The following is a 19,239-nucleotide window of genomic DNA, read 5'->3' on the forward strand; positions in this document are numbered from 1 at the left end:
CTTTTTTTACTCTTTTGAGGTATAATAAAAGAAAACGTTTACGAGAGGTTGATATGACAACAGCGCCTTATATTATGGCTATTGACCAAGGAACAACCAGTTCGAGAGCCATTATTTTCAATCACGATGGCCAACAAGTGGCAAGTAGCCAAAAAGAGTTTCCACAAATTTTTCCACAAGCAGGTTGGGTAGAACATGATGCCAATCAAATCTGGCATTCGGTGCAGTCGGTGATTGCGGATGCTTTTATTGAAAGCGGGATTAAGCCAGACCAGATTGCGGCGATCGGGATTACCAATCAGCGTGAAACAACGGTTGTCTGGGACAAACAGACAGGAGCACCGATTTACCATGCCATTGTCTGGCAGTCACGTCAGACAGCGGATTTAGCTGAGGACCTCAAGTCGGCTGGTCATCTTGACATGATTCATGAGAAGACGGGCTTGATGATAGATGCTTATTTTTCAGCGACAAAGGTTCGCTGGATTTTGGACCATATTGATGGAGCACAGGAGCGTGCGGAAAAGGGAGAATTGCTCTTTGGCACCATTGATACTTGGCTTGTCTGGAAAATGACCGGTGGGCAAGTGCACGTGACAGATTATTCCAATGCGTCGCGGACCATGCTCTACAATATTAAAGAACTCAAATGGGACCAAGAAATCTTGGATTTGCTTAACATTCCACTTGCCATGTTGCCAGAGGTGAAGTCAAATTCAGAGATTTATGGGACGACAGTAGCCTATCATTTCTATGGTGGACAGGTTGCCGATTGCGGGGATGGCAGGCGACCAGCAGGCAGCCTTATTTGGTCAGCTGGCTTTTGAACCGGGCATGATCAAGAATACCTATGGCACAGGCTCTTTCATCATCATGAATACAGGTCAGGAGATGCAACTGTCTGAAAATAATTTGGTGATGACAATTGCTTACGGCATTAATGGTCAGGTCAATTATGCGCTGGAAGGGTCGATTTTCATTGCAGGGAGTGCAGTTCAATGGCTTCGTGATGGTTTGCAGATGATTGAGAGCTCCAAGGAATCTGAGGACCTGGCGCAGAATTCAAAAAGTGATGATGAAGTCTATGTTGTACCTGCCTTTACGGGCTTGGGGGCACCTTATTGGAATTCAGAAGCGCGTGGAGCTGTCTTTGGCTTGACGCGGGGGAGCAGCAAGGAAGACTTTGTGAAGGCTACTCTCCAATCGATTGCCTATCAGGTTCGGGATGTGGTAGATACTATGCGTCTGGATTCGGGGATTGAAATTCCTCGGTTAAAAGTGGATGGTGGTGCAGCTATGAATAGCTATCTGATGCAGTTTCAGGCAGATATTCTAGGTATTGAAATCGCGCGTGCTAAAAATCTGGAAACGACAGCTTTGGGTGCAGCTTTACTGGCAGGTCTAGCAGTAGGATTTTGGCAAGATTTGGACGAACTCCAATCCTTAAATCAACTCGGGCAAATCTTCCAACCAATGATGGAAGAGGAGAGAAAAGAACGGCTTTATAAAGGCTGGAAACAAGCAGTCAAGGCTACTCAGGTTTTTGCCGAGGATGAATAAAAAAAGAGTAGGAAAAAATCGTGATTTCGTAGAAGTCTCTTTTCACTAAATCACTGTTTTCTAGTACAAAAAAGGAGTTGGGAACTTTTGTTCCAACTCCTTTTATTTTAATAAATATGGCTTATCTAGGTTTTATTTGGCATGTGCGCGTGCTTGATCAAAGAGGTCTTGGACTTCTGCGATGGATTCGGCACGGGCAACGGCTCCGCGGATTTTTGCAGCACCGGCTGTTCCACGAAGGTAGTGAGGTGCTAGTCCACGGAATTCACGAACAGCAATGCCTTCCCCTTTGAGGGCTGTCAGACGTGTCAAGTGTTCAAATGCGATGTTGAGTTTATCATCGAAAGAGAGGTCAGGCAGGATTTCGCCAGTTTCCAAATAGTGGTTAATCTGATTGAAAATGTAAGGATTCCCCATGGCAGTACGTCCAACCATGACGGCATCGGCTCCGACTTCTTCGATACGCTGACGAGCATCTTGGACAGTACGGATATCGCCGTTTGCGATGAATGGAATCTTGGTAATGGCCTTGGCAACCTTGGTCAGAGTTTCTAAGTCCGCTGTCCCTGTATACATTTGCTCACGGGTACGTCCGTGCATGGCCAAGGCAGCAACACCGGCAGACTCAGCAGCCAGGGCGTTTTCAACAGCTAGGTCAGGGCTATTCCAGCCAGTCCGCATTTTAACTGTCAAGGGAATGTCGAGAACAGAAGTCACTTCCTTGACGATATGGTAAATTTTTTCAGGGTCTTTGAGCCATTTAGCGCCAGCTTCATTTTTTACGACCTTGTTAACGGGACAACCCATGTTGATGTCAACGATGTTGGTTTTAGTGTTGTTTTGGATAAAGTTCGCCGCACGCTTGAGCCCTTCAGCATCTCCGCCGAAAAGTTGGATGGAAACTGGAGCTTCATTGTCATCGATATGAAGCATGTGGAGGGTTTTTTCGTTATTGTAAAGCAAGCCTTTTTCGGAAATCATTTCCATGACAACCAGTCCAGCACCCATTTCCTTGGCAATGGTACGAAAGGCAGAGTTTGTCACACCAGCCATAGGAGCTAGTACGGTACGATTGGGAATTTCAACATTTCCAATCATGAAGGGGGTGTTAAGATTTGTCATGAATGAGTTCCTCCAAGTCTGTTTCATCAAAGTGGTAGTGGCTGCCGCAGAATTGGCAGGTAATGTCAGCTCCCTTATCTTCCTCTTTCATTTCTTGTAGGTCAGAGGTTAGCAAGCTAGCGAGTGCATCCATAAAGCGCTCTTTTGAACAGTCACAAACGAAGTGCAAGGGCTCTTCTGATAAGAGTTTGTACTCATCTTGACCATAAATGGCTTGTAAGAGAGCTTGACTAGGATTCTCAGAGGCCAAGAGGCTAGAAATAGCAGGCATGTCTTGAATCCGTTTTTCAAAGCGGCTAATCTCAGCGTCGGTCGCACCAGGCAAGACTTGCAACATGAAGCCTCCAGCGACCTTGACTTTATCATCTTGGTCCAAGAGGACATTGAGCCCGATGGCAGATGGTGTCTGCTGACTTTCTGTCATGTAGTAGGCGAAGTCTTCACCGATTTCCCCGGAAATGAGCGGAGTCATAGAATGGTAAGGATGGCCTGTTCCATAGTCGGTAATGACCAAAAATTGCCCTGCACCGATGAGTGGGCCTATGATAACCTCACCTGTAGAAGTCCGTTTGTAGTCAGCATCGGGGTTTTGGATGTAGCCCTTGACCTGTCCCTTAGAATTTGCAACGGCAATGACTGCACCAAGACCACCATCTCCGAGAATTTTTAGGGTGATTTTTGTATCCCCTTTTTCATTTGCAGCTAAAATTTGGCTGGCAATCAAAGTTCGCCCCAAAGCCACTGTAGAAGAAGCCATTGTGTCATGTTTTTCCTGAGCAGTCCGTACAGTCTCTGTGCTATCGAGCACAAAAGCACGGAAATGCCCATTACTTGAAATAGTTTTAATCAGTTTGTCCATAAGGAATATTATAGCACAAAAGCAAGGTGGGAGCGAAGAGAAAAAGCTTGCCAAATGGCAAGCTGGTCATTAAACCTCAGGAAATAATTTATCTAAAATCTTTCGTGTTACAATTTGGCCTGGTCCTTCATGACAATAGGTGTGCATGTACATGGACGGGTTGAAATTGAGCTCGATACAGGTACAGTTTGGCACTTCTTTTGTGGAGATTAGGTGGCGGTCAGGGATGATGAGATCGACCCCACAGACCCAAGCTCCTATGGCGCTAGCCATATCAGCAGCCAGTTGCTTGTAAGAAGGATCCATTTGCTCTGTCATATCAATGGAATCACCACCCGTTGAGATGTTGGAGTTGCCACGCAAGTCAGCTTTGACACCAGTAGGTAAAATGGTATCGGCTGTGTAGCCTTGCTGTTCGAGCATGAGAAGTTCGATGTCACCAAGGTTGATGATTTCAAGGGGAGAGCGGTGGTCACGTCCGCGGAGAGGATTTTTATTCTTCTCTGCGACTAACTCGCGAATGGTCTGCCGACCATCTCCAACGACATTGGCAGCGACGCGGAGCAGAACTGCCTCACATTTACCATCAAGAACGAAGAAACGGTATTCAGTTCCCGGGATGAATTCTTCCACCAAGACATCAGAGTCTTCCGCAAAGGCGATATCAATGGCTTTTTCATAATCCGCCAAGCTAGCTGGTTCTTGGAAAATGGAAATCCCTAGACCAAAATTAGTAGACTTTGGTTTGACGACAATGGCCTTATCCGCAACTAAGCGATAGTAGTTGAGGGCCTCTTCCTTGGTAGCAAACTCGCTACCTGCTGGAACTGGAAAACCAGCCTGATCCAAAATTTTCTTGGTGACAGTTTTATTGGCCATAGCCAGTGGGACAACGTAGTTATCTTTAGAAGTCATATTGCCATTTTTGACGTATTCGACATGGTTGCCATGCCAGAGTTTGAGGAATTGGTCATTTTCATCCAGAATCTCAAAATGAACCCCTTTTTGGATGATGTCAATCAAGAGCATCTGAGTAGAGAGTTCCATGCTTTCGTAGCCCTTGAGCGCATAAGGTGCCGTCCAGGCATGCTGATGAAAGGCTGCGCCTTGGTTGCGTCCAAATACTTCCAATGATAGTTGGTCAATCTGAGCAAAAAGCTGCCCACCAAGTGTCAACTCTGGATTTGCAAGTGCCGCTTTGACTTTTTCCAACAAGCTAAGGTAGTAATCCCCCAGCTGGAACTGATCAATGATAGCTGTCATGGCAGTCAAAATATCCTGTATAGGGGCTTGGTCAGGTAGTGGATCCAAAGGATGAGCAAGGGCAATGGCTTCGTTGAGGTCAGTCGCCCAAGATAATTTCTCATCAACATTGTCCAAATTTTCCATCCAAATCAAGCTAAGGATAAAGAGGTGAACAGTATCAATGGTTTCTTGGCTGATGGCCAGATGGTCAAATGGATTGAGGTCAAAGGAGCGGAATTCCATATACTGAATTCCATTTTCTAGATAGTCACGGACAAACTTACTACCACGTAGACGAACAGCAGAGTAAAATTCTTTTTCTGCGGATAATTGCCCCGACTGCACATAACCCTCTAGGTCGGAAATGTAGTTTTCCAAGCTGGCAAAGGAGACATGGATGTCTTCGTGGTTGACATAGCCGTAGGAACTATTGCGCAGAGAACGAACAGGGCGCGTCAAGTCTTTTTCTAAAAATCCTTTTTCAGAAATTGGTGTTGCGCCATAGAGGTAGGTCAAAAACCAGCGATAGTAGAGAAAGTTTTGCGCGATTTTCAGATAGAGGTCATTTTTAAAAGCCAGTTTATCTGAGTAACCACTGAGTGAAAAAAGCTGAGCAGTCAGGTCTTTTCCCAGCTCCATATTGTAATGAATGCCGCTCATGGACTGGAGGAGTTTGCCGTAACGTTCTGCCAATCCTTGACGGTAGCAGTATTCGACAGGGTCCTCTAAAGCAGCAATCTGAATATCATCTGCCGTGATGTATGGTGGCATGGAAAGAGGCCAAAGGTACTCATCATGTTCCAATGAGCGTTGCGCTACGTCGGTAATAGCTCCCAAAAACCGACGTGCTTCCTCGGTTGATTGAGCGATTGGTGTGATGAGCTCGATTTGTGGCTCGCTGTAGTCTGTTTGGATATAAGGATGATAATTTCGAGAACCAAAAGCAGATGGGTGTGGTGTTTGGGCAACTCGGTGCTGGGTATTGATGCGGAGGGATTCTCTTTCCAGACCAAAAGTTGCTTGCAAAATAGGCAAATTTGCGGGTGCATTTTGTAAAAGTTGTGAAAGTTTCATGCGTGTCTTACCTTGCTTTATTCGTTAGTTTTATTGTAAACTCTTTGGCGCTGAATGACAAATTTCCGCTACGGCTGAACTGGCTTGTCAGGGGCAAGTGGCGGTCTGCGCTGTCAGGTCACTGACTAGCTCTGCAAGGCTTGTTTTGGCCATTTCTTCCTCAGCAATTTTTTGAATTTCTTGGTAGCGTTCCTGCAGAATTGCTTGGATATTTGCTCCGACTTTGCACTCGAGATTGGTTTTTTTATCAACGGACAAGAGCTCGTTCTCACCAGGAAGTGATTTGAAAATATCGAGTAGACTGATGTCAGTCAAGGGCTTTGTAATCTGTGGGCTAGCCTTGCCTTGTTGACTAGTGATGAGACCTGCTTTTTTTAATTGCCCCATGATTTTTCGGACATTGGATGGATTGGTCAGGATACTATCTGCAATGGCATCGCTTTTTAGCAAATGAGGCTCGGTCACAGTGGCTAGGTAGACCATGATATGGACACTATCGCTTAATAAGACGGATTGTTTCATAAGAAAACCTTTCCTTTCAGAATGTAGACTTATTATAGCACACTTGTATAAAATAAAAAAACATTTCTCTTGACAAGTTAGTTTTTATCTTGTAAACTGCATGTATAAAATAAAAATACAACAAAAGAGGTATAGCGATGACAAATTATCTTATTACAGGTGCAAATGGTGGCTATGGTCGTGCTGTGATTGATTACTTACAAACAGCCATTGATAAGGAAAATATTTTTTCCTTGGTGCGTTCAGAGGAAAAAGGGAAAGCTCTGAAAGAGGCTGGTATTCAGATTCGTATTGGAGATTACACAGATAAGGATAGTCTGCTCGCGGCTTTTAAAGGGATTGATAAAGTCTTGTTAGTTTCAGGTGTTCCCGGCAATCGTCAGGCAGAGCATCAAAATGTGATTGATGCAGCAGTAGCAGCAGGTGTGAGCTACATGGCCTATACCTCACTTGCAGGTGCAGATACAGTTGCAAAAGACTTTGCCCTCGGAGACGACCATCGTTATACTGAGGCAGCCTTGAAAGCATCGGGTCTCGCCTTCACTAGCCTACGCAACAACTGGTACTTGGAAAATGAAATGCCGCTCATCTTGCCAGCCCTGACATCAGGAAAATTAGTCTACGGTGCCAATGCAGACAGCAAGGTCGCTTGGGTGTCTCGTAAGGATTTGGCAGAAGCGGGTGCAAAAGTATTGCTAGCTGATCGTCCACAAGAAATTCTTGAATTATCTGGTCAAAGCTTGGCCTATCCTGACTTGGCTGCTGCTCTATCACAAGCGACAGGAAAAGACATGGTAGCTGAAAAAGGTAGTCTTGATGATGTCGTTGCAGCCTTAGTAGCAGGAGGCTTCCCAGAACAAGCTGCTCCTGATTTTGCAGGCTTGCAAGCAGCCATCGCTGAAAATTACTTAGATGCTCAGAGTTCAGATTTGGAAGCCATCTTGGGACGCCCAGCGACTCCTGTTGTAGAGAGCCTTCGCACCTTATTGGAGGCTTAATGATGAAAGTTTACTATATTTGGGATGCTTATTGTGGCTGGTGTTATGGTTTCGGAGCGGTCTTACTTCCATTTATGAAAGCACATCCTGAGCTTGATATGGAAGTCATCTCTGGAGGATTGTTTGACCGCGGGGCCAGTCTGTCTCAGTACCCACACCTCCCAGAAGCCAATCAGCAGATTCAAGAGTTGTTTGGTGTTACCTTTGGTTCAACCTATGAGAAACTATTGGAAGTAGGCGACTTGGTTTTGTCTTCCAATGATGCCGCGATTGGCTATGGATTATTGCGAGATCAACTTCCTATGGACAAGCATTTGGACCTAGCCCAAGATCTACAAATGGCCTTTTACCAAGATGGAAAATCCCTCTCTGACGTCGCAACCTACACAGACCTAGCCCAAGCCTACGGACTAGAAGAAGATAGTCTGGCTCAAGCCTTTCTGGGTGAGCAAGCCAGCGGGAAAAACCACTCAGACATTGCCAAGGCGCGTGCATTTGGTGTCCAATCTTATCCAACACTCCTAATTGAAAAAAATGGGAAAATTTACGATTTGCGTAGCGAAGCTATGACGCTGGAAGAGTTGGAAAGTCATTACAGACTTGTTCAGCAAATGGCATAATATCATCAAAAAATAAGAAAAAGAGTGGCCTGTTCACTCTTTTTTAAGGTATCTTCTTGAAAAATGTTCGTTTTTTTTATAAAATAGAGTGTAATGTAAAACTTGCAGGTGAAACTCCTGCCTAGTTGATCAGGAAAGGATTGGGCACTGAGTTGCCCGGTATACACAATATGACATCAGTAGTAGTTGTAGGAACGCAATGGGGCGATGAAGGTAAAGGGAAAATTACAGACTTCTTATCAGCCGATGCAGAAGTGATTGCACGTTACCAAGGTGGTGACAACGCAGGACATACCATCGTGATTGACGGTAAAAAGTTCAAATTGCACTTGATTCCATCAGGTATTTTCTTCAAAGAGAAAATTTCTGTGATCGGGAACGGTGTGGTGGTCAATCCCAAGTCATTGGTGAAAGAACTGGCTTATCTACATGAAGAAGGGGTGACGACGGACAATCTTCGGATTTCAGACCGTGCCCACGTTATCTTGCCCTACCACATCAAGCTTGACCAATTACAAGAAGATGCCAAAGGCGACAACAAAATCGGTACGACCATCAAAGGGATTGGCCCAGCTTATATGGACAAGGCTGCGCGTGTTGGTATCCGTATCGCTGACCTTCTGGATAAAGAGATTTTTGCAGAACGCTTGAAAACAAACTTGGCAGAGAAAAACCGTCTCTTTGAGAAAATGTACGATTCAGAATCCATCGCATTTGATGATATCTTCGAAGAATACTATGAATACGGTCAACAAATCAAGCAATATGTAACAGATACATCTGTTATCTTGAACGATGCTCTTGACAATGGCAAACGTGTCCTTTTCGAAGGGGCACAAGGTGTCATGTTGGATATTGACCAAGGAACCTATCCATTTGTTACCTCTTCAAACCCAGTTGCCGGTGGCGTAACCATTGGTTCAGGTGTTGGACCATCAAAAATCAACAAGGTTGTTGGGGTATGTAAAGCCTACACTAGCCGTGTTGGTGACGGACCATTTCCAACAGAACTCTTCGATGCAACCGGAGACCGTATCCGTGAAATCGGTAAAGAATACGGAACAACAACAGGTCGTCCACGTCGTGTAGGTTGGTTTGACTCAGTTGTCATGCGTCATAGCCGTCGCGTATCAGGGATTACAAACTTGTCTCTGAACTCAATCGACGTCTTGTCAGGACTTGACACTGTGAAAATCTGTGTGGCTTACGACTTGGATGGAGAGCGTATCGACCATTACCCAGCAAGTCTTGAGCAGCTCAAACGTTGTAAGCCAATCTACGAAGAACTTCCAGGTTGGGAAGAAGACATCACAGCATGTCGTAGCTTAGAAGACCTACCAGAAAATGCACGTAACTATGTTCGTCGTGTAGGTGAATTGGTTGGTGTTCGCATTTCAACCTTCTCAGTAGGCCCAGGTCGTGAACAGACAAACATTCTTGAGTCTGTTTGGGCAAATATTTAATATAGAAGATGAGAGTCACGGCATGCCGTGACTTTTTCAAAGGAGAAACATGACACATCGTATTTATCAGATGACCTTTCCATCGGTCTATAAGGCTTTGGTGGCCAAGGTGGAGCGAAAAGGGGGGAGTGAGGCAGATGTTGATGCCATCACGAGTTGGTTGACGGGCTATTCCTTGGAGCAATTGGCAGAGCTCAAGCAGTCTGAAACAACCTATGGAGATTTTATCAATCAAGGTCCAGCCTATCATCCCGCCCGGACAAATATCACAGGGAAAATCTGTGATGTGCAGATTGAAACAATAGAAGACCCAACCATGCAAGAACTGCGTCGTCTGGATAAATTAGTCGACTGGCTAGCCAAGGGGAAAACCGTTGAGCAAGTGATAGACAAGTACGCCAAAGACTAGGTCTATGTATTTCCAGCTCACTGTGTTACAATAAGTCAGAGGTGACAAGATGAAATTACTGACAAAATTAGCCTTTGAGCAAGCATTGAAAGACCTGATGCAGACTAAATCGTTTGATAAAATCACAGTGACCGAGCTAGTCCAGTTCATGGGGGTCAATCGCCAAACATTTTATTATCATTTTAAGGACATTTACGATCTATTGGAATGGGTCTTTATCAATGATGGCGAAGCTATGATTGGGGCAAATCGAACGTCTACCTCTTGGCAGGAAGGCCTCTTGTCTATTTGCCACTATATCGAAGCCAATGAGCTCTTCATTTACCACAGTTATCATTCGGTTAATCGGTCCTATCTTGAGCACTTTCTCTATGAACGGGCTGCGTCACTGATTAAGCCAGTGGTGCTTGCTAATCACCAGTCAGCTCGATTATCCGCTCAGCAAGTGGAGAATATCACGGATTTTTACAAGTATGCTTTTGTGGGATTTTTGCTGGACTGGATTGCTGCGGGACATCGTGAGTCAGCTCAGTCTTTGGTGCAACGGATTTCTCAGACTGTCACTATTTTGTCAAATAATCATGGATAAATATAAAAAATTTAGACAAGTCGCAGACATTGTCTATTTTTTTCGTCTCTAAAAAGGTGTTTAATAGAGCTATCAAAAGGTAAAGGAGTTTTGTCCTATGTATTATTCAAATGGGAATTATGAAGCATTTGCTCGTCCTTTAAAACCAGAACGAGTTGATGAAAAGCAGGCTTATATTGTTGGTGCGGGGCTTGGTGCTTTGGCAACGGCTGCTTTCTTGGTTCGTGATGGACAGATGAAGGGAGAACACATTCACGTTTTGGAAATGGCTGAGATTCCAGGCGGTGCCTGCGACGGGATTGAAGACAGTCAAAAAGGATTTATCATTCGTGGCGGCCGGGAAATGGAAAATCATTTTGAGTGCTTGTGGGATCTGTTCCGCTCCATTCCCTCTCTAGAAGTAGAAGATGCTTCTGTCTTGGATGAATTTTATTGGCTCAATAAACGGGACCCCAACTACTCTCTCTGTCGTGCAACTGTCAACCAAGGCCAAGATGCTCATACAGATGGCAAGTTTACCTTGTCTGACAAGGCTTCGCAAGAATTGGTCAAATTGTTTTTGACAAGCGACAAGGAGTTGGAAGATAAGACAATTGACGATGTCTTCTCAGAAGATTTTTATGCATCCAATTTTTGGCTCTATTGGCAAACCATGTTTGCCTTCGAAACATGGCATAGTGCGATTGAGATGAAACGCTATTTGCATCGCTTTGTGCATCATATCGGTGGACTACCTGATTTTTCTGCCTTGAAATTCACCAAGTACAATCAATACGAATCCTTGATTTTGCCATTGATTTCGTATCTGGAAGCGCACAATGTCCATTTCCAATACCAAACGCAAGTGACCAATGTCCATTTTGAACGTCGCAATGGGAAGCAAGTAGCTGTTGGGATGGACTGGATTCGTGAAGGTCAAGAAGAACACATTGAACTCACGTCTGATGATTTGGTCTTTGTGACCAATGGTTCTTGTGTAGAAGAGGCTAGCTTGGGAGACCATGAACACGCACCACAGGCCAAGGTCGCAAATGGTGAGGGTGCTAGTTGGCAACTTTGGCGGAAGATTGCAGGGCAAGACCGAGCTTTTGGACGTCCTGAAAAGTTCTGCACCAACATCGCTCAAACCAACTGGGAATCCGCTACAGCAACAGTTCGCGGAGATGTCATTCCAAAATATATTGAAGCCGTTTGTAAACGCGATCCGTTTAGTGGAAAAGTCGTGACTGGAGGCATCGTGACGGCCAAGGATTCTAGTTGGCTCATGAGTTATACTTTGAATCGCCAACCTCATTTTAAGAATCAATCTAAGGACCAACTGGTCGTCTGGATTTATGGACTGTACACAGACCGTCTTGGTGATTATGTGAAGAAGCCAATGAAAAATTGTAGTGGCTACGATATCACAAGAGAATGGCTTTATCATCTTGGTGTGCCAAAAAATCAAATCGACACCTTGGCTAAGGAAGATGTGACCTGCATTCCATGTATGATGCCTTATATTACAGCCTTCTTTATGCCACGGGCAGTTGGTGATAGGCCAAAAGTTGTGCCAGATGATTGCATTAACTTTGCCTTTATCGGTCAATTTGTAGAAGTGGAAAGAGATTGTGTTTTCACAACAGAAACATCTGTTCGGACAGCCATGGAAGCTGTTTATACCTTGTTGGATATCGACCGTGGTGTGCCTGAAGTCTTCAACTCTGTCTACGATATCCGTTGCTTGCTGGATGCGACAGCTAAGATGATGGATGGTAAAACATTACGCGACATGAATCTTCCTTGGTTTGCCAAAGTTGCTGAAAAGGGCCTGAGCAAGAAATTAAAGGGAACAGTTGTCGAAGAATTACTTGAACGCTATCATTTGCTATAAGAAATGCATTTTCCGGAGAGGATTCTCTCCGTTTTTTTATTCAAAAACTTTAGAAAATGGGCGTTGGGAGGCTATGTAAAAAATCTCACAAAACCTTCTGATAGAGATACAAGCGTTATCATGCTATAATAAATAGAGGGCTTCACCCAATGAATAGGAAAGAAAAGGAAGTTTATGAGAAAGTTTTTACAAGAATTAGTCACTGAAATCGCTTATTACCTTGAAATTTTATTGTCTGTTATTTTAGCTATTGCGCTGGTATTTTTCACCTTCTCACTCGTTCAGAGTTTGATGGGAATCGTGGTTGCAACTGGAAATGTGGACAATTTATTTGGAGACTTCTTGGCTCGAGCGATGACGATTGCCGTTGGTATCGAGTTGATTAAGATGTTTTCAAAACCATCTCCAAACACGGTTATCGAGGTATTGCTCTTTGCCATTGCCCGTCAGTTAGTTGTCAATCATCCAAGTGAAACGGATTTCCTCATCGGGATTGTCTCCGTAGCCGTTCTCTTTGCCGTTCGGAAATACCTCTTTACTCAATTTGACACTTCAAACAGCATCGTTGTCCGTGCTAGCCAAAAGGTGAAAATCGCCAATGTCCTTGCCCGCGTATCGATTCCGGGTGAGAAACATGAGACTTTGCGCGACTTCATGGTTCGTCGTTTGGAAGAAGAGGAAAAAACGATTGCGATTGGGGCCTGCCTCTACTACAATAATTTTGCCCTTCGTATCGACAATATGCACGGCGACCGGATTACCCGTGTGGAAATTATCCGTAGCTTGCAATAATAAAAAGCTCAGCCTAGCAGCTAGCCTGTCTAAGTTGAGCTTTTTTGTCTTTGTCAGTATTTCCAAGGTTTTTCATAAGAAAACCAACGATTGGCACTATGATCAGCCAAGCGGCTAAATGGATATACTTCTTTTCCCTCTTTTTGCAGCATTTCTTCTAGGTAATCACGCACCATCCATACATGGCCGGGATCTGCTCCGTTGACTTGGAGGACGCGCTGCAACTGTCGGCTGGAGAGTTTGGTATCTGCCAGAACTCGCTCTTCGGGATAGGCAAGTCGACGGTAATTTTCCTGTAATTCCTGAGCAGTATGAATGACTTCTTGTCTAGTTAACATTGTTTTCTCCTTTAGGTTTTTAGAAAATAAATACATAGGTTGCTATCTAATATATCACAGGACGTCAATCTCTTCAAGAAAGGTGTCATATTCTGCTATTTTTTCATATATTTCTATTTCTGTGCTATAATGGCAGACAGGAGAAAAGATTGAAACATCGACAAATTGGCTTATTTTTCTTGGAGTTATTGTAATTGGGTTCGTCTTGAGAATCCCCTTTACCACCATTCCGATTATTTTACCGCAGGTTGCAGCAGCCTTTGGCGTATCCATCAGTTCCTTGGGACTGGTTACCTCCCTTCCTTTAGTAATGTTTGCGGTCTGTTCATCCTTTGCCCCTCAGTTGGCACGGAAAATGGGAGTGGAACGGCTCTTCGTCCTCGTTCTGTTTATCATGGCGATCGGCTCGGCTATCCGTTTGGTCAATCTTCCCTTGTTTTACATGGGAGCCATGGTGTTAGGGGCTTCCATCGCTGTTTTAAATGTACTGTTACCAAGCCTCATCGTGGCGCATTTTCCAGAAAAAATCGGCCTGATGACAACTGTTTACACGACTACCATGGGGTTAGTTTCCGCGCTGGCTTCTATGATTGCTGTTCCGATTACGGAGCTGACTTCTTGGTGGGGCTTCATTTGGGAGCTGACGACGGTTATTGTGATTGTATTTCTAGTATGGTTGCCGAATTTTGGCAAATACCCGCCCATTTCAACAGCTGTTAAGCAGGAAAACAGACTTCTATCTGGCGCAATCAGGCGGGTATTTCTGACCCTGTTTTATTCGGCTATACGTATTCCTTTTTTGGTTCATGGCAACCAGCTGTCATTTTTCTTCTCGTTACAACTGTCATCATGACCCTGGCCATTCTTCGATCAGAAGGTTTTGAGAAGATTTAGTTCTTTTTGCAATTTTCCTTCAATCTGTTATAATGAACTTATTAAATATTTTGAGGTGTCAGAATGAATCAATTTCTTTTTCCCATCCTTATGCTTGCAATGATTGCTTGGATGTTTTATAGCCAACGCAAACAACAAAAGAAACAGCAAGAAAAGATGAGTGCTATCCAAAAAGGGGATGAAGTCCTTACAATTGGTGGCTTGTATGGTATTGTTGATGAAATCGACGATAAAAAAGTTGTCTTGGATGTAGACGGTGTTTACTTGACATTTGCTCGTTTTGCCATTCGTGAGCGCGTGACAGAAGCAAAAGTTGAAGCAAGCCCTGTTGTTGAGTCAGCAACTGAACAGATCGAGTCTGCAGTAGAATCAAATGAAGAGTAGTTCCTACTCTTTATTTTTTTTTGTAAAAAAATCACTAGTTTAAGACTTCTTTAAGGAAGCAACGCTATACTTAGTCTATTCTTTTTCATATATCTCCAGAAAGGTAGTTCGGTTGGGCTGTCTTTCTTTGTTGTTTGCCTGATTATCTGTTTCAGTTTTCTTTTAGAAATTCTTCAGAAAAGATTAAGCTTGTCTTTGTATACTAAGTTCAATCCTAAAATTTTCTTTTCATAAATCTCCTAGAGAATCACCTAACGACTGTTGGGTGATTTTCTTTGTTTAGAAGTTTTTTATAGAAAATGGTACAATAGTAAAGATGAAATCTGAGAAAGAAGGTTCTGATGTGGCGATTGGAAAAGCAAGTGGCAAGATCATTTTAATGGGTGAACATGCGGTTGTCTATGGGCAACCAGCTATTGCCATGCCTTTTTCGGCGGTAGAAATTGTGTCTCAGGTCAGTAAAAAAGGGGATGCCTTGTCTGTTTCCTGTGCCTTTTATGAGGGATTGGTTCATCAAATGCCCAAGGTGTGGGAAAGTTTGAAGCATGCCATTCGGTTTTCCCTCTATCGTATTGGGGCTCCGACAGATCCAGCCATTCATATTGAGATTCGCTCCAGTATTCCAGCTGAGCGAGGCATGGGCTCAAGTGCAGCTGTGGCTGTAGCCGTTGCTAGGTCCTTATTCGCCTTTTATCAGAAAGAATTAACAGACCAAGAGTTGTGGGAGATTGTCCAGTCCTCAGAAAAAATAGCCCACGGGAATCCTTCGGGCATCGACGCTCTGACAACCAGCGGGAAATCTCCGATTTACTTTGTCAAAAGGCAAACGATAGAGGCTATTTCGCTCCGCTTGGATGCCTATCTAGTCGTAGCAGATACGGGAATCACAGGCAATACCCATCAAGCCATTTCGGATGTGGCTCGTCTGGTAGCTGAAAATCCTGAGGCGGAGACCTGGATTAAGGAGTTGGGACGGTTAACCCAAGCAACGCGTGATGCTCTAGCAAAGGGGCAGGTGGGCGTGCTAGGTGACTTGATGAATCAAGCTCAGATCTATTTGCAAAAGCTAGGTGTTTCGATGGACACCTTAGATGAGTATGTGACCATTTCTCGTCAACAAGGTGCGCTTGGTGCTAAGTTGACGGGTGGTGGCCGCGGAGGTTGTATGATTGCTCTTGCAGCTGACCAGAAAACCGCCCAAATGATTGCGGCAACCTTGACAGATGCTGGGGCACGTCGGACGTGGATACAATATTTAGGAGAATAATATGACACAAGCAGTTAGCCGGGCTCGTGCCCATACCAATATTGCCCTTATCAAGTACTGGGGAAAGCGGGACAAGGACTTATTTTTGCCCATGAATTCAAGCTTATCCTTGACACTGGATGCATTTTACACAGATACGAAGGTTGTTTTTGACGATAATTTGACGGAAGATCGTTTTTCTCTCAATGGAAAATTGCAATCAGAAAAAGAAATTTCAAAAATTTCTCGTTTTTTGGATTTGTTTCGCGAATATAAAGATGAGAGCAGATTTGCTCGTGTTGAGAGTTTGAATTTTGTGCCAACGGCAGCAGGACTGGCTAGCTCAGCTTCAGCTTTTGCTGCTCTGGCTCTGGCAACTGCAACAGCGCTTGAGTTGGAGCTGAGTCCTGAGGAACTTTCGACATTTGCTCGTCGTGGGTCAGGTTCAAGTACCCGTAGTTTGTTTGGAGGCTTTGTCGAGTGGGACAAGGGAACTTGTTCAGCTGACTCGATGGCTCGTCCTGTGGATGACGCTAGCTGGGATATTGGAATGATTATTTTAGCGGTCAATACAGGTCAGAAGAAGATTGCGAGTCGTGTGGGAATGGAGCATACGGTTGCGACTTCCTCTTTTTACCAGGCTTGGGTGGACACTGCTGCAGAAGATTTGGAGAATATCAAGAAAGCCATTGCTCTTCGTGATTTTGAAACACTTGGTAAGATTACGGAGCACAACGGTATGAAGATGCATGCCACAACCCTTTCTGCTAATCCGCCATTTACCTATTTTTCAGCCCAAAGCTTAGAGGTGCAAGAAGCTGTTCGGATCATTCGAGAAGAGCTGGGAATCTCGGCCTATATGACTATGGATGCAGGCCCAAATGTGAAAGTTTTGTGCCGCCAATCAGACATGGAGCGACTGATCCGAGCCTTACAAGACTACTTACCAGCGGAAAAAATCATTCCAAGCTTGCCAGGCAAGGCTGCCTTTGTCTTGACAGAGGAAGAGTGGCAAGCGTCACTTGCAACATTTACAGGAGAGCCTAGATGAAGGTAGCGATAAGAGTACCAGGAAAACTCTATCTAGCTGGAGAGTATGCGGTGGTGGAAGCGGGTTACCCAGCTGTGATTGCTGCTCTTGATCAAACCATCTGTGTGACTATGGAATCAGCAGAAACGGGGACCATTTTTTCCAGTCAGAATCCTCAGTTGCTTGTGGACTGGACTCGGAAAAATGCAAAAATTCATTGCCACACCAGTCATCCCTACGCCCTGGTTGAGTCCGCTATGCAGACGACAGAAGATTATCTGGCTTCACAACGAGTAGAGGTAAACGTACTTTATAAGCTATCTATCTCCTCTGAGTTGGATAATGAACGGACGGGTCAAAAGTACGGATTGGGCTCATCTGGTGCGGTGACTGTAGCAGTGGTTCAGGCTGTCCTGACCTTTTTTGGGCAGGACGCAAGACCGGACTTGGTCTACAAATTGTCCGTATTGGCTCAGGTGAGTTTGGGGATAAAAGGCTCTTTTGGAGATATTGCAGCCTCTAGTTTTGGTGGAGTGATTGCCTATCACTCAGTAGATCGTTCCTGGCTTTTTGAAAAAATGGCTCAGCTAAACATATCAGAACTGATTGAGCAGCCTTGGGCAGGTTTGGCAATTGAGAGTCTAGACCTCCCTCGTCATGTGGAAATGATGGTGGGCTGGACAGGTGCTGCTGCTTCAACAGCAGACTTGGTAAGTCATGTACAAGGTCATTTGAATGAAGCAGAAAAAGAAGTTGCCTACCAAGGATTTTTAGCAGCCAGCCAGGTCTGTGTTGAACAGTTGATTGCAGCCTGTCGACTAGATGATGCCCAAAAGTTCCAACTAGCTATTTCTGAAAATCGGGCTCTGCTCAGGCAGTTTGCCGAGGATATGGAGATGGTGATTGAGACAGAGACTTTGGAAACCCTCTGTCGTATCGCAGAAAGGTATCAAGCGGCCGCTAAATCATCAGGAGCTGGTGGTGGCGACTGCGGGATTTGTTTTGTGGAAAAAGCTGAGCAAAAAGAAGCCATTATCGCTGCTTGGGCAAAAGAAAAAATTCAAGTATTGCCCCTATCGATCGCCGCAAGGCAGTAAGGAGAAAAGATGTTTATTTACGATTACTTTGCAAATAGAAAGGACCAGCATGTGGATTTAGCCCTTCACCAATACTGTGAAGAAACAGCTCGTGATTTTGAGGAAGCTCGATTTGTTCATCAATCCCTACCTCAAATGAGTGTGGAAGATGTTGATATTTCAACGACCGTTGCTGGAATTGAACTTCCTACCCCTTATTACATCAACGCCATGACAGGTGGAACTAAAAAAACAGGTGAAATCAACCAAACGATTGGGATTATGTCTTGCCTTAGTAAAACGCCAGTAGCCTCTGGCTCGGTTAGCGCAGCTATTAAGGACTCAGAAGTGGCCAAGACATTTTCGGTTCTGCGTTTTGAAAATCCAAAGGGGATTATTTTTGCCAACCTTGGCGCGCATCATGATGTAGAAAATGCCAAGCGAGCAGTTGACTTGCTTGAGGCTAATGCCTTGCAAATCCACCTCAATGCACCACAAGAACTGGTCATGTCTGAAGGAGACCGCGATTTCTCTATGTGGCTGACCAATATTGAAAAAATCGTCAAGGAAATTGAAGTGCCGGTGATTGTCAAAGAAGTTGGCTTTGGGATGAGTCGTGAAACAGTCGAGCAATTGACATCTGTAGGTGTTCAGACCATTGATGTTTCAGGCACAGGTGGGACAGATTTTGTGAAAATCGAAAGTGCCCGTCGCGTGTTGGATTCTTATGATTTCTTAGAAGGATGGGGAAATTCAACCGTGGCTTCTCTGGTTGAAGCCATGAATATGCCTGACCAGATTCGTCCGCAAGTTCTTGCTTCTGGCGGTGTAAAAAATCCGCTTGATATTATTAAGGCTCTTTCTTTGGGGGCGGATGCAGTGGGTCTATCCAATCGTTTCTTGAAGATTTTCACCAGTGAGCGAGGTTTAGAGCCGATGCTGAGTGAGCTAAATAGCTTTAAAGACTATACTCGTTCCTTGATGACCTTGGTTGGTGCCCGTAACGTTGCTGAATTGCGCCAGAAAGACATCATTTTAGGAGCCAATGTACAGAGATGGTGTGAAGCGCGTGGAATTGATTGGAAACAATATGCAAGTCGTTCTGCAAATCACAGAAATGTTCGTAAATAATAGAAAAAGGGATA

18 protein-coding genes and 1 pseudogene are annotated in these 19,239 nt (G+C 44.5%); 14 read left to right on the forward strand and 5 right to left on the reverse strand.

The features are described 5' to 3' along the window. The first annotated feature begins 53 nt into the window (after positions 1 to 53). Positions 54 to 1,560 (forward strand): annotated as a pseudogene (gene glpK, locus J2T50_RS06475) (glycerol kinase GlpK). 132 nt (positions 1,561 to 1,692) lie between these two features. On the opposite strand, the gene dusB reads toward glpK, so the two are convergent. From dusB to J2T50_RS06495, 4 genes are all read right to left on the reverse strand, one after another. After that, positions 1,693 to 2,682 carry a tRNA dihydrouridine synthase DusB gene (dusB, locus tag J2T50_RS06480; protein ID WP_253364896.1) on the reverse strand — a complete coding sequence of 330 codons (990 nt, stop codon included), beginning with the start codon at positions 2,680 to 2,682 and terminating at the stop codon, positions 1,693 to 1,695. Then, on the reverse strand, positions 2,669 to 3,541 hold the full coding sequence (gene hslO / locus J2T50_RS06485) for an Hsp33 family molecular chaperone HslO (protein WP_253364897.1): 873 nt from the start codon (positions 3,539 to 3,541) through the stop codon (positions 2,669 to 2,671). The genes dusB and hslO overlap by 14 nt, the downstream gene beginning before the upstream one ends. Positions 3,542 to 3,610: 69 nt before the next feature. Next, positions 3,611 to 5,860: a bifunctional glutamate--cysteine ligase GshA/glutathione synthetase GshB gene (gshAB, locus tag J2T50_RS06490; protein ID WP_253364898.1), complete on the reverse strand. Its 2,250-nt coding sequence runs from the start codon at positions 5,858 to 5,860 to the stop codon at positions 3,611 to 3,613. A gap of 87 nt (positions 5,861 to 5,947) precedes the next feature. Further along, on the reverse strand, positions 5,948 to 6,382 hold the full coding sequence (locus tag J2T50_RS06495) for an Rrf2 family transcriptional regulator (protein ID WP_253364899.1): 435 nt from the start codon (positions 6,380 to 6,382) through the stop codon (positions 5,948 to 5,950). Between the two features lie 137 nt (positions 6,383 to 6,519). On the opposite strand from J2T50_RS06495, the gene J2T50_RS06500 reads away from it, so the two are divergent. From J2T50_RS06500 to J2T50_RS06530, 7 genes are all read left to right on the forward strand, one after another. Next, a complete protein-coding gene (locus J2T50_RS06500; RefSeq protein WP_253364900.1) occupies positions 6,520 to 7,380 on the forward strand; it encodes an SDR family oxidoreductase in 861 nt (286 codons plus the stop codon). After that, positions 7,380 to 8,000 (forward strand): DsbA family protein, encoded by a 621-nt coding sequence (locus J2T50_RS06505; RefSeq protein WP_253364903.1) that lies wholly within the window; start codon positions 7,380 to 7,382, stop codon positions 7,998 to 8,000. The genes J2T50_RS06500 and J2T50_RS06505 overlap by 1 nt, the downstream gene beginning before the upstream one ends. A 170-nt stretch (positions 8,001 to 8,170) precedes the next feature. Next, a complete protein-coding gene (locus tag J2T50_RS06510; RefSeq protein ID WP_253364904.1) occupies positions 8,171 to 9,463 on the forward strand; it encodes an adenylosuccinate synthase in 1,293 nt (430 codons plus the stop codon). Between the two features lie 49 nt (positions 9,464 to 9,512). Beyond that, positions 9,513 to 9,872 (forward strand): DUF2200 domain-containing protein, encoded by a 360-nt coding sequence (locus J2T50_RS06515; RefSeq protein WP_253364905.1) that lies wholly within the window; start codon positions 9,513 to 9,515, stop codon positions 9,870 to 9,872. A gap of 49 nt (positions 9,873 to 9,921) precedes the next feature. Continuing rightward, positions 9,922 to 10,461 carry a TetR/AcrR family transcriptional regulator C-terminal domain-containing protein gene (locus J2T50_RS06520; RefSeq protein ID WP_253364906.1) on the forward strand — a complete coding sequence of 180 codons (540 nt, stop codon included), beginning with the start codon at positions 9,922 to 9,924 and terminating at the stop codon, positions 10,459 to 10,461. 97 nt (positions 10,462 to 10,558) lie between these two features. Next, positions 10,559 to 12,334, forward strand: a complete 1,776-nt coding sequence (locus J2T50_RS06525) for an oleate hydratase (RefSeq protein WP_253364907.1) — start codon at positions 10,559 to 10,561, stop codon at positions 12,332 to 12,334. A gap of 174 nt (positions 12,335 to 12,508) precedes the next feature. Further along, positions 12,509 to 13,126 carry a hypothetical protein gene (locus tag J2T50_RS06530; RefSeq protein ID WP_253364908.1) on the forward strand — a complete coding sequence of 206 codons (618 nt, stop codon included), beginning with the start codon at positions 12,509 to 12,511 and terminating at the stop codon, positions 13,124 to 13,126. A 53-nt stretch (positions 13,127 to 13,179) separates the two neighbouring features. Here J2T50_RS06530 and J2T50_RS06535 read toward each other — a convergent pair whose 3' ends face one another. After that, positions 13,180 to 13,464 carry a DUF2316 family protein gene (locus J2T50_RS06535; protein WP_253364909.1) on the reverse strand — a complete coding sequence of 95 codons (285 nt, stop codon included), beginning with the start codon at positions 13,462 to 13,464 and terminating at the stop codon, positions 13,180 to 13,182. 193 nt (positions 13,465 to 13,657) lie between these two features. Here J2T50_RS06535 and J2T50_RS06540 point away from each other — a divergent pair, with 193 nt between their 5' ends. From J2T50_RS06540 to fni, 6 genes are all read left to right on the forward strand, one after another. Beyond that, positions 13,658 to 14,317: an MFS transporter gene (locus tag J2T50_RS06540; RefSeq protein WP_366515779.1), complete on the forward strand. Its 660-nt coding sequence runs from the start codon at positions 13,658 to 13,660 to the stop codon at positions 14,315 to 14,317. A 104-nt stretch (positions 14,318 to 14,421) separates the two neighbouring features. Continuing rightward, positions 14,422 to 14,742, forward strand: coding sequence for a preprotein translocase subunit YajC (yajC, locus tag J2T50_RS06545; protein ID WP_253364920.1), 321 nt, complete (start codon positions 14,422 to 14,424; stop codon positions 14,740 to 14,742). Positions 14,743 to 15,058: 316 nt separating this feature from the next. Further along, positions 15,059 to 16,009, forward strand: coding sequence for a mevalonate kinase (gene mvk / locus J2T50_RS06550; protein ID WP_253364927.1), 951 nt, complete (start codon positions 15,059 to 15,061; stop codon positions 16,007 to 16,009). 1 nt (position 16,010) lies between these two features. After that, entirely contained in the window at positions 16,011 to 17,039 is a 1,029-nt protein-coding gene (mvaD, locus tag J2T50_RS06555) for a diphosphomevalonate decarboxylase (RefSeq protein WP_253364928.1), read from the forward strand. Next, positions 17,036 to 18,115 (forward strand): phosphomevalonate kinase, encoded by a 1,080-nt coding sequence (locus J2T50_RS06560; RefSeq protein WP_253364929.1) that lies wholly within the window; start codon positions 17,036 to 17,038, stop codon positions 18,113 to 18,115. Before mvaD ends, J2T50_RS06560 begins: the two co-directional genes overlap by 4 nt. Before the next feature lie 9 nt (positions 18,116 to 18,124). Further along, entirely contained in the window at positions 18,125 to 19,225 is a 1,101-nt protein-coding gene (gene fni / locus J2T50_RS06565; RefSeq protein WP_253364930.1) for a type 2 isopentenyl-diphosphate Delta-isomerase, read from the forward strand. Positions 19,226 to 19,239: the final 14 nt, after the last annotated feature.

Source organism: Streptococcus gallinaceus, from assembly GCF_024170225.1.
GTDB classification, from domain to species: Bacteria; Bacillota; Bacilli; order Lactobacillales; family Streptococcaceae; genus Streptococcus; species Streptococcus gallinaceus.

What these genes read in the sequence shown, in the direction of transcription:
- J2T50_RS06505 (WP_253364903.1), top strand. Translation starts at nt 7,380, where the DNA reads ATGATGAAAGTTTACTATATTTGGGATGCTTATTGTGGCTGGTGTTAT.
- dusB (WP_253364896.1), bottom strand. Translation starts at nt 2,682, where the DNA reads ATGACAAATCTTAACACCCCCTTCATGATTGGAAATGTTGAAATTCCC.
- J2T50_RS06535 (WP_253364909.1), bottom strand. Translation starts at nt 13,464, where the DNA reads ATGTTAACTAGACAAGAAGTCATTCATACTGCTCAGGAATTACAGGAA.
- J2T50_RS06500 (WP_253364900.1), top strand. Translation starts at nt 6,520, where the DNA reads ATGACAAATTATCTTATTACAGGTGCAAATGGTGGCTATGGTCGTGCT.
- J2T50_RS06510 (WP_253364904.1), top strand. Translation starts at nt 8,171, where the DNA reads ATGACATCAGTAGTAGTTGTAGGAACGCAATGGGGCGATGAAGGTAAA.
- yajC (WP_253364920.1), top strand. Translation starts at nt 14,422, where the DNA reads ATGAATCAATTTCTTTTTCCCATCCTTATGCTTGCAATGATTGCTTGG.
- J2T50_RS06515 (WP_253364905.1), top strand. Translation starts at nt 9,513, where the DNA reads ATGACACATCGTATTTATCAGATGACCTTTCCATCGGTCTATAAGGCT.
- gshAB (WP_253364898.1), bottom strand. Translation starts at nt 5,860, where the DNA reads ATGAAACTTTCACAACTTTTACAAAATGCACCCGCAAATTTGCCTATT.
- J2T50_RS06520 (WP_253364906.1), top strand. Translation starts at nt 9,922, where the DNA reads ATGAAATTACTGACAAAATTAGCCTTTGAGCAAGCATTGAAAGACCTG.
- J2T50_RS06560 (WP_253364929.1), top strand. Translation starts at nt 17,036, where the DNA reads ATGAAGGTAGCGATAAGAGTACCAGGAAAACTCTATCTAGCTGGAGAG.
- hslO (WP_253364897.1), bottom strand. Translation starts at nt 3,541, where the DNA reads ATGGACAAACTGATTAAAACTATTTCAAGTAATGGGCATTTCCGTGCT.
- J2T50_RS06525 (WP_253364907.1), top strand. Translation starts at nt 10,559, where the DNA reads ATGTATTATTCAAATGGGAATTATGAAGCATTTGCTCGTCCTTTAAAA.
- J2T50_RS06530 (WP_253364908.1), top strand. Translation starts at nt 12,509, where the DNA reads ATGAGAAAGTTTTTACAAGAATTAGTCACTGAAATCGCTTATTACCTT.
- fni (WP_253364930.1), top strand. Translation starts at nt 18,125, where the DNA reads ATGTTTATTTACGATTACTTTGCAAATAGAAAGGACCAGCATGTGGAT.
- mvaD (WP_253364928.1), top strand. Translation starts at nt 16,011, where the DNA reads ATGACACAAGCAGTTAGCCGGGCTCGTGCCCATACCAATATTGCCCTT.
- J2T50_RS06495 (WP_253364899.1), bottom strand. Translation starts at nt 6,382, where the DNA reads ATGAAACAATCCGTCTTATTAAGCGATAGTGTCCATATCATGGTCTAC.
- mvk (WP_253364927.1), top strand. Translation starts at nt 15,059, where the DNA reads ATGAAATCTGAGAAAGAAGGTTCTGATGTGGCGATTGGAAAAGCAAGT.